This window comes from Calditerrivibrio sp. (assembly GCF_049968475.1).
In the GTDB taxonomy this organism is placed as follows: domain Bacteria; phylum Chrysiogenota; class Deferribacteres; order Deferribacterales; family Calditerrivibrionaceae; genus Calditerrivibrio; species Calditerrivibrio nitroreducens_A.
Genome location: NZ_JBMFQS010000002.1, coordinates 109446 through 123283, shown reverse-complemented (window position 1 = coordinate 123283; position 13838 = coordinate 109446). Strand labels below are relative to the sequence as shown.

Genomic DNA, 13838 nt, shown 5'->3' with positions numbered 1-13838 from the left:
GGCGGTTTTAAAGCCGCCTTTTGATCATTTTTCTATCACAACCCACACGTAAAGATCACCATTTGTGGGATCTTTGAATTCATCTTTTATTACTGCGTCATTTATTATTTCTTCTGCCGATTGCCTGGATGTGGAAGAAAATTTGGATTTGTAATATGTGACGACATTATTGGAAGTGGATTGGGTTCTTTCAAGAGTTGATTCAGAATTGATTATCACTCTGATCTGTTTTGCAAGCTCTGCCAGAGCCATAGTTTTGGCCAGTCTTAATTGACCTGCATAACCATTTGGAGCAGCATTCTTTCTGGCTATACCAACGCCACCGAGATAACCATCATAGTTAGGTTCCCAAAACCAAACAGGCTTTCCATCTTTCAATGGATAGTTATTAGAATCTCTTTTCTTTTCCACCACTTTATTTGGGGATTCTTTATCTATTATAACTTCCTTAGGTTTTAATTCTTCTTTGGCAGGTTCCTTCTCTACCTTAGGAGTTGGTTTGTCCAATTTCTTTTCCACAAAATCTACCTGTGGTTTTGCTTCGCCTGTTTCTTTATCGAGCTCTTCAAATGCCTTTTTAGCTCTCTCCTGTTGCACCGAAGCAGGAGCCTGATTTACCTTTGTGGTGGTTTTTTCTGCCATACAGGATATTAAAAAAAGTGTGGCTATTATCAAAATGGTCATCTTTTTTTTCATTGAAACCTCCTGATATTCCTTTTCTTTGATTTTAATCTAACATCCATAAAAGTCAAATGAAAAAATTTAAAATAAAATATAACTATGTTATTTTATAAAGTTTATTTAATATATATTGACTTTCAAATATTTAAGTATTAGAAAAATCGATATTTTCCTAAAATTTTATGAGGTGTGATATGGGTAATTTTAAATTTACTAAAAAAGAGAAATACAATGTAGCCATAGCTGGAGCTACAGGTGCTGTGGGGGAAACTTTTCTTCAGATTCTTGAGGAAAGAAATTTTCCCATCAATGAATTAAGATTACTTGCTTCTGCAAGATCTGTGGGTAAAACTATAAAGTTTAAAGGAGAGGATTATAAAGTTCAGGAACTTACTCATGATTCCTTTAAAGGTATCGATATAGCTCTATTTTCTGCTGGAGCTTCCAGAAGTCTTGAGTTTGCTCCATCTGCTGTGAAGGCTGGGGCACTCGTGATAGATAATAGTTCCGCTTTTCGTATGGAAAAAGATATTCCTCTCGTCGTTCCAGAGGTAAACGCTGCGGCAGCTTTTGATAATAATGGGATTATTGCAAACCCAAATTGTACTACTATTATAATGGTTGTAGCTCTTAAGCCTCTTCATGACTATGGTAAAATAAAAAGAGTAGTTGTTTCTTCCTATCAATCATCATCCGGAGCTGGAGCACAGGCAATGGAGGAGCTTCTTGCCCAAACACGAGCCTGGGCTAAAGGAGAACCTATTAAAGTGGAGAAGTTTCAGCATCAGCTTCTGTTCAACGTAATCCCTCACATAGATAAGTTTACTGAAAACGGATATACAAAAGAAGAGATGAAGATGTTTAATGAAACAAGAAAAATTATGGGGGATGATACCATAAAAGTTACTGCTACATGTGTGAGAGTACCTGTTATATCTGCTCATTCTGAAGCTGTTACGATCGAAACGGAAAAGAAGATCACTGTCGAAAAAGCAAGAGAGCTTTTGTCTAAAGCTCCTGGTGTTCAGGTACTTGATAATCCAGAAAAAAATGAGTACCCAATGCCACTTTTTGTTGCTGGAAAAGATGATTGTTATGTAGGTAGAATTAGAGAAGACATTACCTGTGATAATGGACTGACTTTCTGGGTTGTGGGGGATCAGCTTAGAAAAGGTGCCGCATTAAATGCTATACAGATAGCTGAGCTTTTCATAAAATAAAAAAGGTGGGTTATCCCACCTTTTTTTATAGTCCTAATATATTATATCCGCTATCAACGTACAAGATATCCCCGGTAACTCCACTTCCTAAATCACTGCATAAAAATAAAGCGGCCTTCGCCACATCTTCCTGAGTTACATTCTTTTTCAAAGGAGCTTTCTCCTCTATCTGGGAAAGTATAGATTTAAAGCCAGAAATTCCACTTGCGGCTAATGTTTTTATGGGCCCAGCAGATATGGCATTTACCCTTACCCCTTTCGGCCCAAGATCATTTGCAAGATATCTTACTGAAGACTCAAGAGCAGCTTTTGCCACACCCATCACATTATAGTTTTGTACTACTTTTACAGAGCCATAATAAGTCATTGTAACAATAGATGCATTATCGCTTAATAACTCCTCATAAGCTTTGCATATTGCAACTAGAGAGTATGCACTTATATCAAGAGCAATTTTAAATCCTTCCCTTGGGGTATCCACAAATCTGCCCTTCAAAGCTTCTGCAGGAGCATAAGCCACTGAATGAACGATTATATCCACTTTCCCAAATAGTTCTTTTGCTTTTTGGGCAGAGGATAAGATATCTTCATCTTTTGAAACATCACACTGGATACAGAATTTACCCCCAAGTTCTTCTGAAATTGGCTCCACTCTTTTTTTCAATGCTTCACCGGCATAGGTAAAGCCTAAATTGGCACCGTTTTCTTTGAAGAGTTTAGAAATGGCATAGGCTATGGATTTGTCATTTGCAACGCCAAAGATTACAGCATTTTTTCCTTCTAAAAGTCTCATCTTACCTCCTAAAGGTATTTTATTAGATCTATGATGTTGTTTATACTATAAAAGTTTAAATCTTTCTCTTCTATTTTTCCAGGTGCAAATATATTTTTAATGTTTAGTTTTAAAGCTTCATTTATACGATTTTTAAGATTTGATACCTGTCTAACTTCTCCGGTAAGGCTTACTTCACCTATGAAGATGGAGGATTCTGGTAAAGGAGTATTTTTAAAAGCTGAAATAAGTGAAGCTGATATCGCAAGATCAGCAGCGGGTTCATTTATCTTTAGTCCTCCGGCAATGCTCAGATAGATATCATGATTTGCAATGTTTAAACCGCCACGTTTTTCTAAAATTGCAGCAATCATATTTAGTCTATTTAGATCAAAACCGTTTGCTATCCGCTTTGAAAAATTAAAAAATGTCGGGGTGACCAGAGATTCCACCTCCACGAGGAAAAATCTCGTTCCTTCCATTACACTGGTGAGAGCTCTGCCAGAGTAGTTTGAACTGGATATAAGAAGCTCTTTATAGGAAATTTCCTTCAATCCTTTGTCAGACATCTCAAAGAATCCCACTTCGTTTGTGGGGCCAAATCTGTTTTTCACAGATCGTAAGATTCTAATGCCTCTATTGTAATCACCTTCAAAGTATAATACTGTATCCACGAGATGTTCCAGCACTTTGGGGCCGGCAATGCTTCCTTCTTTCGTTACCTGACCTATTATAAATATTGTTGTACCAATGGTTTTAGCAATTTCCACAAGGTTGTGTGTTATATGTTTTATCTGACTTACCGTTCCAGCGGCCGAAGATATCTCTTCTGAATAAAATGTTTGGATGGAATCGATGATTGCATAGTCATAAAAATTAGATTTTAATATTTCCTGAATATTTTCAAAGCTGTTTGTGGAAACGATATCCAATTCAATATTGCCAATCCCTAATCTATCTGCTCTTATCTTTATCTGAGAATATGACTCCTCTCCAGAAAAGTATATGACCTTTTTTCTTTTGTTAGTTAGTATAGCTGAAATCTGAAGAATTATGGTGGATTTACCGATGCCAGGTTCACCACCTATGAGGATGACAGATCCTTTTACAATTCCCCCACCTAAAACCTGATCAAATTCTTTTATGCCTGTAATAAATCTATCCACTTCTATTCCACTAATGGATGATAGTTTTTTGATTGGTATATTTTTTGGCGTAGATTGGTTTTTGGTTTCTTTTGTATCTATAATCTCCTCAGTGAAACTATTCCAGCTTCCACATTCAGTACATTTTCCCACCCATTTAGGGGATATCGCACCACATTGGTTGCAAACAAAGTGGCTTTTAATCTTCGCCATCCCTTTCCTCTAAAAAATCGGTTATCTCAAGTGCCTTAGGATAATACTTTATTCTTAAGTGCTCATAAGCTAATTTTGTGGCTATTCTCCCTCTGGGTGTTTTTTTGATAAACCCTTTGAATATCAAATAAGGCTCTGTTACATCTTCCAGTGTATCCCTTTCTTCTGATAGGGTAGCAGACAGCGTATCAAGGCCAACCGGCCCACCATCATATTTTTCGATGATTGTATTTAAGTATGCTCTATCAGCTTTATCTAGACCTTGATCATCTATCTCAAGCCGTTCAAGCCCCAATTTGGCGATATCTATGCTTATATAGCCATTATTCATAACCTGTGCAAAGTCTCTTACTCTTCGTAAAATCCTATGGGCTATCCTTGGAGTTCCTCTACTTCTTTTGGCTATCTCTACTGCAGCAGACTCATCTATAGTACAGTTTAAAATAGCCGAACCACGTTTAATTATGGAAATTAATTCCTCTTCTGAATAGAAATCCAATTTAAAAACCATTCCAAAACGATCCCTCAATGGTGATGTCAGTAGTCCGATTCTTGTGGTGGCCCCCACAAGAGTAAACTTTGGCAGATCTATCTTTATCGTTCTGGCTGAAGGTCCTTGACCTATCACTATATCCAATTGAAAATCCTCCATTGCTGGATATAGAATCTCCTCAACGCTTGAGTGTAATCTATGGATTTCATCGATAAAAAGAACATCCCCTTCTGATATATTGGTGAGGATTGCCGCCAGATCCCCAGGTTTTTCAATTACAGGACCACTGGTGGATTTTATATTAACATTCATCTCATTGGATATAATATTCGCAAGGGTGGTTTTACCAAGCCCTGGTGGGCCGTAGAACAGAGTATGGTCTAAAGGTTCATTTCTGAGCTTTGCTGCTTCTACAAATATTTTCAGATTTTCAATAATCTTCTTCTGCCCTACATATTCCGTAAATCTTTTGGGTCTAATGTGATTGTTTGTTACATCTTCACCAAGTTTTTCTTTTGAAAAAATATCATTATTCATCTTTTGATTATTACCGATTTTTGTAAAAAAATCAACATACTTTAAAATTTCAAAAAATAAAATAGTTGAAAAATAGTAAAAAATGTATTAAACAGAAACAATGATGCGTATAAAGACAGGTTTTGAGATCTTAAATGATTTGTTGGGTAGGGGATACTTTAGTGTTATCTACGTTGAGCAAAATTTCCCTTTACCTTTCAAAAATAAGGCTGTAAGTAAGCAGATAGATGTGAAAACATCTGTGGAACTACTGCTTTCGGCTGCTGTGGTAGGTAATAACGTAGTTGGTATATACCATTCAAGCATATCTCCCAGATCCAATGTAGAATTGAAGGGTGGGGCTGTTTTTATCTCCACTATTTTGCCGATAGATCCAATGGTTCCGGTGGTATTTTGCCGTAGTATCTCGAATATATTTGAAAGGTTTAATACTGCATTAAAAGTTTCAGAAGAGTTTAAAATACCTGTGATGTTATGTATCAACGAAAATGCGATACATAATTTTTATGAAGTTGAATCTGTTGATCTATCATCAGAAAGGGTATCTGCCACAATTACATCAGATACTTTTAAAAAGATAAACACGAATCACACACTCGCTCAGTATAATAAAATATTTGAGTATCTTGAAAAGAGATTTGTCGATATATTTGAAGGGGATGGGTTGATATCTTTTGGTGATAGTGATGGAAAATTTCTCAAGTTTTATGTGCCTTTTGTTATGGATTCCATAATAGAAGGGAAAACTATTCAAATTGACAGTAGAGATCTCCATTTCTGGGAGAGTATAACAAAACTCAGAGAAATAGCTTTAGATTTTTATGACGTTTCCACTGAAAATCAGAGAATTGTAAAAAATTATTTCTGTCCAGGATGTCCCTTTTTATTGATTAAAAAGAACGTCGGTTTTGAGAATAAAATATTGGTTACCGATATAAATTGTCCAACCATAAGAAGAGTTTTTGGATTTAAGAATAGCACTCTAGATAATGTAATAGGGTTTACTTTAAATAAACCTTCTTCAAATATACTGTTCGTAGGTAATTTATCAAATCTAAAATCCAGCATGATCGATTATTTGAAAAACTTTGAATATTTCTTTCTTAATGACGGTTTGAAAAATAGCTTTGGTTTACCTTCAATTTCTAAACCATATAAATTTAAAGAGAAAAATGCTGTATTTCCATATAGTTGCGAAAATATTCAAAAAAGTTCAGTTTTAAAAGTCAATCCCAAAAAATGTGTTTGTATAAGAAAGAATGAAAAATTACATTGTGTTGAGGGGTCTTATTGCCCAGCATTGTTTGAGAATAATGGCACGATTTCTGTAAACGAAAATCTCTGTGTTGGTTGTAAATTATGTGAATTATACTGCCCTTACGGAGCCATAAAATGAATTATAAGATATTTTTCATTGGTCAAAATAGAGAATTGCTGAATCTCATCCTGAAGCTTTTTTTGATAACTGCTAAAGAAGCTGATTATGCGATAAAAGTGGAAAGCTCTCTTCCGGAAAATCTTTTTGAACCTATTTGTTATATAGTGTTTTTAAAAGGAAGCGAAAAAAACTCGTTTAATGAGATTGTTATGGATTTAGATGATATGTCTGTGGTAGAAAATAAAGATTTTTCACCTTCAAAGCTTATGATAAATAAGGATAAAAATGCCTTACATTACTGGTATATCTTTGGTAACCTATTTAGATCCATAGAAGACTTAAACCCCGCTTACGTCACTGGATATCTTCTGGAGCAGAAAAAAGAATTAGAGCTAAAATATTTTAGATCTGCCTAAAAATCCCTTTCACTAAAAACTATAGCACTGAATCGATACAGTTCTATTTCATCTTTTTTCCAGATATCTGGTGGTAATCCAGCTTTCATACATGTATAGGATATAAATTGATTTTTATCCCATCCTTGCTCGGTGGCCACCTGCGGTAGCAAAACCCCAGAATAGAATCCTTTTCTTACGTATAAACCATCTCTTCCAATTACTATATCTTCAAAATTTTCCAATCTTTCCATAGGTGTGAGAACAGAAATCTCAATTTCGATATCTTTTAATTCATCTTTTTCAAGTGGTGAAAATCTTGGATCATGAAATGCGGCTTGAATTGCCATATTAGAAACAACTTCATAAAGCTTTTTATCATTTCTAAATGTTCCTATACAACCCCTTAATTCACCGAATTTGTGTAGTGTAACAAAGCAGCCACATTTTATTGAAATCTCATTATAAAGACGATCATCCAATTTGTTTTTAATATCATCGAGTATCTTTTGTGTACTTTCTTTTTTATCAAAACTGTTTTCCAATGTTTTTCTGGCAGTAAATAGTAGAATTTTCTTGGCTTCTGAAGACAAATTGTACATACTCTACCTCCCTTTTATGTTATTATACATTGACACCATTGAAATGACAATACTAAATTGCAATAAAATAAATGGGTTAAAATTAATTACCAAGGAATAGTAATAAATTTTTTATTGCTATTTCTGATAAAAAGTATATATTATGTAAGTTTGACTTCGCATAGAATATGCGTTGCAATAAAGGAGAGAAATTATAATGAATGAATTAACAAAATTTAAAGAACTAGGGCTATCCGAAAATGTACTTAAAGCCCTTTCAAAAAAGGGTTTTGAAGAGCCTACACCTATCCAGGAATTGGTTATACCTAAATTATTACAGGGGGAAAGGGACATTGTAGGGCAGGCTCAAACAGGTACGGGGAAAACAGCAGCTTTTGGGTTGCCTTTAATCGAACTACTTGATGACAAATCACCATTCGTACAGGCGATAGTTTTAACACCCACAAGGGAGCTTGCCCTTCAGGTGGCGGAAGAGATGAATTCTCTAAAAGGGAAAAAAAGACTAAATATTGTTCCTATATATGGTGGCCAGTCTATGGAGCTGCAGCTAAGGAGACTCGAAAATGATGCCCATATAGTTGTTGGTACGCCGGGTAGAGTTATAGACCATATAAACAGAAAGACACTGCGATTAAATAAATTAAAATTTATGGTTTTGGATGAAGCAGATGAAATGCTAAATATGGGGTTTATTGAAGATATTGAAGAGATTATAAAACATACCAATGAAGATAAAAGAATGCTTCTCTTTTCTGCAACAATGCCCAAAGAGATTTTGAATATAGCTAAAAAATATATGAAAGATTATGAGGTTTTAGCTGTCAAAACAAAACAGCTTACCACAGAACTTACAGAGCAGATATATTTTCAAGTTAGAGAAGAGGACAAATTTGAAGCTCTTTGCAGAATAAGAGATATGGAAAAAGAATTTTATGGACTAATTTTCTGTAGAACGAAGGTTGATGTAGATACCGTTTGCAATAGACTCATTGATAGGGGTTACAATGCGGAAGCTCTTCACGGGGATATTTCTCAGTATCAGAGGGAGAGGATACTAAAACGGTTTAAGGCTAAGCAGATTAACATGCTTGTGGCTACGGATGTTGCTGCAAGAGGTATAGATATCAGTGACCTAACACATGTAATAAACTATTCTCTGCCTCAAGATCCAGAATCCTACGTACATCGTATTGGTAGGACAGGAAGGGCAGGGAAAGAAGGAACCGCTATCACATTTGTGACTCCAGAGGAATATCGTAAGTTGTTGTACATTATGAAAATTGCAAAAGCTGATATAAAGAAGAAAAAAGTGCCCTCTGTTAGTGAAGTAATTCAAGCCAAAAAAGAGAGGATAAAGGATGAAGTTTCAGATATTTTAAGCGATAATATGTCAAATGACTATTTTGAACTTGCCAATAAACTTCTTGAAGAATACGATCCTGTAAAAATTGTAGCAGCTTTGTTAAAGATGAATTACAGGGATGACTTTGAGGCTGGTAGCTATTCTGAAATTTCGGAAGTTTCAAATGTTGATAAAAAAGGTAAGGCAAGGCTATTTATTGCAATGGGTAAGCTCGAAAATATGACACCCAAAAAAATTGTGGACTTTATTGTTGATAAGACTGGTATAAAAGAATCAGATATAAAAGAGGTTAAAGTATTTGATAAATTTTCTTTCATAAGTGTACCTTATGAAGATGCAACCTATATTGTAAACATATTTAAAAAGCAGAATAGGGGTAAAAGACCTCTTGTGGAGATAGCAAAAGAAGCAAAAAGATAAAGTGATAGTTTAGATTAATTTATGAAATTAAAGTTAATATTACTTTTTTTAATTATTGCCGTATCTTTACCTGCAGAGGTGATCACTTTTTTACCTTCATATAGAAAGGTGGTCTTCCTCACTTTTGATGCGTGTGAGACTAAAACACCTTCATATTTCGATAAAAAGATACTAGATTTTCTGATAAAAAATAAAATACCTGCTACTTTTTTCATAAGTGGTAAATTTGCAAATAGAAATAGAGAGACATTATCAGAGATATCAAAATACAATTTTTTTTCAATTCAAAATCACTCTTATGATCACAATCTCCACATGGAAAAAATGACAGATGCTGATATTGAGATGGATCTAAATAAAACGTCTCAGTTGATTGCGGAGATAACCGGGAAGAAACCTAGCCTTTTTAGATTTCCGGGTGGGAATTATGACAATAGAAGTTTAAAATTAGTTGAAGATTTGGGTTACAGGGTGGTTCACTGGAGTTTTGAGTCTGGAGATCCTGATAAAAAAATGACTTCAGATCTAATCTTTGAAAAGGTAAAGAGAAATGTAAAACGTGGGTCTATTATGATTTTTCATATAAATGGTAGAGGCTGGCATACTTCAGAGGCATTACCACAGATAATAAACTATTTGAATAGTGAAGGGTACCATCTGGAATTGTTAGAAAATTTTTTAAAAAATGAAAAATTCAATTGAAGTTTTTGAAAATACATTTTATAATGAAATAAGCCAATAATACAAAGGAGGAAAAGCCGATGCAGCTATTTAAATTAACCGAAGATCAGCTTAGAAATAGTGCTACAACTTTGATTATCCAAAGAGCTGAGAATTATATAGGCAAATTCAACAACTGTAAGATAGAAGGTTCAGTCTTAAAAGGTACAATAAAAGGTAACCACGGCATATATAATGTGGAGTTAAAAATAGATACAGATCCTATTCAGTATAAGTGTGATTGTGATACCGCAAAAACTTCATTCTGCAAACATGCTGCAGCTCTTGGCCTTACATATATATACACTCCTTGGGTTTTTGAATTAGATCACATTCCTGATAGAACAAAAATATCATCTTTTGAAGAGCTCCAATACTATGTTAAAACAGTTAAATTAAAAGATTTATTAGAAGATTTAAGAGGGTGTTGTATTACTGTAGCTCAACTATCAGAGTTGCTCGGTATCTCCGTACAGCAGCTTTTGGCAATTGTTAAAGATGACCAGAGTAACAAACACCATATTCTTACCGATCCGATAAAGCTTTCGTGCATGTATCTATTGGAGAAAAGATTGCAATTTAAATAATATATAAAGCGGGTATAAAAACCCGCTTTTTTTCTGTGTTTTGCCTTTTATAAGATTAGTATCAAATGGAGGAAAATGTGCCCAAAAGAACAGATATCAACAAAATAATGATAATTGGATCAGGACCAATTGTAATTGGTCAGGCATGTGAATTTGATTATTCTGGTACTCAGGCTCTAAAAGCGTTAAAAGAGGAAGGTTATAAAGTGATTTTGATAAATTCAAATCCTGCTACAATTATGACTGACCCTGAATTTGCAGATGCAACTTATATAGAGCCACTAACGGTGGAATGTGCCGAAAAGATTATTGAAAAAGAAAGACCTGATGCTATCTTACCAACGGTTGGTGGTCAAACGGCTCTTAATCTGGCACTGGATCTTCATAAGCAGGGAGTCCTTGATAGATATAACGTTGAGCTCATAGGGGCTAAGGTTGATGCCATCAAAAAAGCAGAGGATAGAGAGCTTTTTAAAGCAGCCATGCATAAGATTGGTCTTGAGATGCCTAAAAGTGCTTATGTGAAATCTTTTGAAGAGGGCATGGATGCAATTGTTTACATCGGTTTTCCAGCTATCATAAGGCCATCTTTTACTTTAGGTGGTACAGGTGGTAATGTGGCCTACAATATGGAGGAATACAAACGTTATCTTGAATGGGGGCTTGAGGCGTCACCTGTGGGTGAAGTTCTTGTGGAGGAGTCAATAATAGGATGGAAAGAATATGAATTGGAAGTAATGAGGGATCTTAAAGACAATGTTGTGATAATATGTTCCATAGAAAATTTCGACCCTATGGGTGTTCATACAGGAGACAGTATTACCGTTGCTCCAGCCCAAACCCTTACAGACAAAGAGTATCAATATATGCGGGATGCTGCCATAAAAATAATGCGGGAAATAGGTGTGGATACTGGTGGTTCGAATGTCCAATTTGCCACAGATCCCAAAACTGGTAGGCAGGTTGTAATTGAGATGAATCCAAGAGTTTCAAGAAGTTCTGCACTTGCTTCAAAGGCCACTGGATTTCCTATTGCAAAAATTGCAGCAAAATTAGCCGTTGGTTATACACTCGATGAAATACCAAACGATATCACAAAGAAAACTCCAGCATCTTTTGAGCCTACAATAGATTATTGTGTGGTGAAATTTCCACGATTTACATTTGAAAAATTTCCAGGGACAGATGATACTTTGACCACACAGATGAAATCTGTGGGTGAAGTTATGGCCATAGGTAGAACATTTAAAGAAGCTCTGCAGAAGGCTATAAATTCTCTTGAAATTGGTAAAACCGGCTTTGATGAGATATTTGATAGAAATGACTATGGTAAACCGGAAGTTATTGATGAAATAATTTCATATCTGAAAAGACCCACGGACAAAAGGATGTGGTATATAGGTGAAGCTTTTAGGGCAGGTATGAGTATTGATGAGATTTATAACTATTCATACATTGATAGGTGGTTTTTAAATAATATTAAGCAGATTATAGATATGGAAGAGGAGATAAAGAGAAAAAAAATAGATACGCTGATGCCTGAAGAGTTACGTAAATACAAAGAATACGGCTTTTCGGATAATAGACTTGCAAAACTGATGAATTGCACTGAGGATGATATTGCTTTTAAGAGAAGAAGCTTGAATGTTATTCCGGTTTATAAAAGGGTTGATACATGTGCTGCAGAGTTTGAGTCGTTTACTCCATATCTTTATTCTACTTATGAAAAAGAGTGTGAGGCTGGCGTTACAGAAAGAAAAAAAGTTGTTATTTTAGGAGGTGGTCCAAACAGAATAGGGCAGGGGATAGAGTTTGATTATTGCTGTGTACATGCTTGTTATGCTCTTTCGGAAATAGGCTATGAAACGATTATGATAAATTGCAACCCTGAAACAGTCTCCACTGACTATGATACGTCAGATAGACTTTATTTTGAGCCCTTAACTAAGGAGCACGTATTAAATATAATAGATAAGGAAAAACCTGTTGGCGTGATAGTTCAATTTGGGGGCCAGACCCCTTTAAAACTCTCAGTTCCACTTGAAAAAGCAGGGGTTAGGATTCTAGGTACCTCACCAGATAGTATTGATATTGCCGAAGATAGGGAAAGATTTAAAAAATTGGTGGAAAAATTGGGTATTTTGCAGCCCAATAATGGAATAGCCAGAAATCCCGAAGAAGCTTTCAAAATTGCAGAAGAGATCGGTTATCCTGTGGTTGTACGTCCATCTTACGTGTTAGGTGGAAGGGCAATGGAGATAGTATATGATAGAGAATCTTTGGCCAACTATATGAAATTTGCGGTGGAAGCAAGTGAAAAGCACCCAGTATTGATAGATAAATTCCTCGATAATGCTATTGAATTGGATGTGGATGCCATTTCTGATGGTGAAACTGTTGTGGTGGCTGGTATAATGCAGCACATTGAAGAAGCCGGTATCCATTCAGGTGACTCAGCTTGTTCGATACCACCAAGAACTATTTCTGAAGATATCAAGGCAAAAGTTATAAAAATTACCAAACAATTAGCTTATGAACTTAAAGTATCTGGTTTAATGAATATTCAATTTGCTATAAAAGATAATGATATTTATATTCTCGAGGTTAATCCAAGGGCATCAAGAACGGTTCCTTTTGTTAGCAAAACAATAGGTGTACCCCTTGCAAAGCTTGCAGCTAAGGTTATGGTTGGGCAAAAGCTCAAAGATTTAGGATTCACCAATGAGGTAGATATACCATTTTTTACCGTAAAAGAGGCTGTTTTTCCATTCGTGAAGTTCCCCGGTACAGATCCTATTCTTGGGCCAGAAATGAAATCAACCGGTGAGGTTATGGGAATAGATGTCACTTTTGGTAAGGCATATTACAAAGCACAGATGGCTGCTGGTAATAAACTTCCAAGGTCCGGAAAGGTATTTATAAGTGTAAAAGATTCAGTTAAAAAAGATATTATTCCGATTGCAAAAGAATTTGACCGTCTTGGATTTAATATTGTTGCTACCGCTGGGACATACAATCTTTTAAGAGAAAATGGTATAAACGTTGAGTTTGTGAAAAAGGTTCAGGATGGTAGACCAAATATTGTAGATCTGATAAAAAATAGGGAGATCAAATTTGTTATAAACATTCCACATGGTAAAAAATCCAGATTGGATTCCACTTCCATCAGAAGGGCTATATTAAGTTACAACGTTCCTTATGTTACTACAATTGAAGCTGCGGAAGCATCCATATTAGGCATCAAAGATTATTTTAATGAAAATTTAAATGTGACATCATTGCAGAATTATTATATTCAGATAAGAAGGTAGC

Annotated in this window: 12 protein-coding genes; 7 read left to right on the top strand and 5 right to left on the bottom strand. The window is 35.3% G+C overall.

Annotation, left to right across the window (positions count from 1 at the left end):
- Positions 1-24: 24 nt before the first annotated feature.
- The gene (locus ACP5Q2_RS03240) at positions 25-696 is read right to left on the bottom strand and encodes an LPP20 family lipoprotein (RefSeq protein ID WP_424605610.1); all 672 of its coding nucleotides are present in this window, start codon (positions 694-696) and stop codon (positions 25-27) included.
- A gap of 179 nt (positions 697-875) precedes the next feature.
- On the opposite strand from ACP5Q2_RS03240, the gene ACP5Q2_RS03235 reads away from it, so the two are divergent.
- Positions 876-1901, top strand: coding sequence for an aspartate-semialdehyde dehydrogenase (locus ACP5Q2_RS03235; RefSeq protein ID WP_428097169.1), 1026 nt, complete (start codon positions 876-878; stop codon positions 1899-1901).
- Between the two features lie 25 nt (positions 1902-1926).
- On the opposite strand, the gene ACP5Q2_RS03230 is transcribed toward ACP5Q2_RS03235, so the two are convergent.
- From ACP5Q2_RS03230 to ruvB, 3 genes are read right to left on the bottom strand one after another with little or no spacing between them, the layout of a single operon-like run.
- Positions 1927-2694 carry an enoyl-ACP reductase FabI gene (locus tag ACP5Q2_RS03230; RefSeq protein ID WP_424605612.1) on the bottom strand — a complete coding sequence of 256 codons (768 nt, stop codon included), beginning with the start codon at positions 2692-2694 and terminating at the stop codon, positions 1927-1929.
- A gap of 8 nt (positions 2695-2702) precedes the next feature.
- A complete protein-coding gene (gene radA, locus ACP5Q2_RS03225) occupies positions 2703-4031 on the bottom strand; it encodes a DNA repair protein RadA (RefSeq protein ID WP_428097165.1) in 1329 nt (442 codons plus the stop codon).
- Positions 4018-5061: a Holliday junction branch migration DNA helicase RuvB gene (gene ruvB / locus ACP5Q2_RS03220; protein WP_428097163.1), complete on the bottom strand. Its 1044-nt coding sequence runs from the start codon at positions 5059-5061 to the stop codon at positions 4018-4020. The genes radA and ruvB overlap by 14 nt, the downstream gene beginning before the upstream one ends.
- Before the next feature lie 100 nt (positions 5062-5161).
- Between ruvB and ACP5Q2_RS03215 the strand changes: the two genes are divergently transcribed.
- Both ACP5Q2_RS03215 and ACP5Q2_RS03210 read left to right on the top strand, forming a co-directional pair.
- Complete coding sequence (locus ACP5Q2_RS03215; protein WP_428097160.1) at positions 5162-6457, top strand: 4Fe-4S binding protein; 1296 nt, start codon at positions 5162-5164, stop codon at positions 6455-6457.
- The gene (locus ACP5Q2_RS03210) at positions 6454-6855 is read left to right on the top strand and encodes a hypothetical protein (RefSeq protein ID WP_424605616.1); all 402 of its coding nucleotides are present in this window, start codon (positions 6454-6456) and stop codon (positions 6853-6855) included. The genes ACP5Q2_RS03215 and ACP5Q2_RS03210 overlap by 4 nt, the downstream gene beginning before the upstream one ends.
- On the opposite strand, the gene amrA is transcribed toward ACP5Q2_RS03210, so the two are convergent.
- A complete protein-coding gene (gene amrA, locus ACP5Q2_RS03205; protein WP_424605617.1) occupies positions 6852-7436 on the bottom strand; it encodes an AmmeMemoRadiSam system protein A in 585 nt (194 codons plus the stop codon). The two genes, ACP5Q2_RS03210 and amrA, sit on opposite strands and share 4 nt — an antisense overlap.
- A gap of 196 nt (positions 7437-7632) precedes the next feature.
- Between amrA and ACP5Q2_RS03200 the strand changes: the two genes are divergently transcribed.
- The 4 genes from ACP5Q2_RS03200 (at position 7633) to carB (ending at position 13837) form a co-directional block, all read left to right on the top strand.
- A complete protein-coding gene (locus tag ACP5Q2_RS03200) occupies positions 7633-9219 on the top strand; it encodes a DEAD/DEAH box helicase (RefSeq protein WP_424605618.1) in 1587 nt (528 codons plus the stop codon).
- 21 nt (positions 9220-9240) lie between these two features.
- On the top strand, positions 9241-9921 hold the full coding sequence (locus ACP5Q2_RS03195; protein ID WP_424605619.1) for a polysaccharide deacetylase family protein: 681 nt from the start codon (positions 9241-9243) through the stop codon (positions 9919-9921).
- A gap of 59 nt (positions 9922-9980) precedes the next feature.
- Entirely contained in the window at positions 9981-10526 is a 546-nt protein-coding gene (locus tag ACP5Q2_RS03190; protein ID WP_428097154.1) for an SWIM zinc finger family protein, read from the top strand.
- 77 nt (positions 10527-10603) lie between these two features.
- Positions 10604-13837, top strand: coding sequence for a carbamoyl-phosphate synthase large subunit (carB, locus tag ACP5Q2_RS03185; RefSeq protein WP_428097151.1), 3234 nt, complete (start codon positions 10604-10606; stop codon positions 13835-13837).
- Position 13838: the final 1 nt, after the last annotated feature.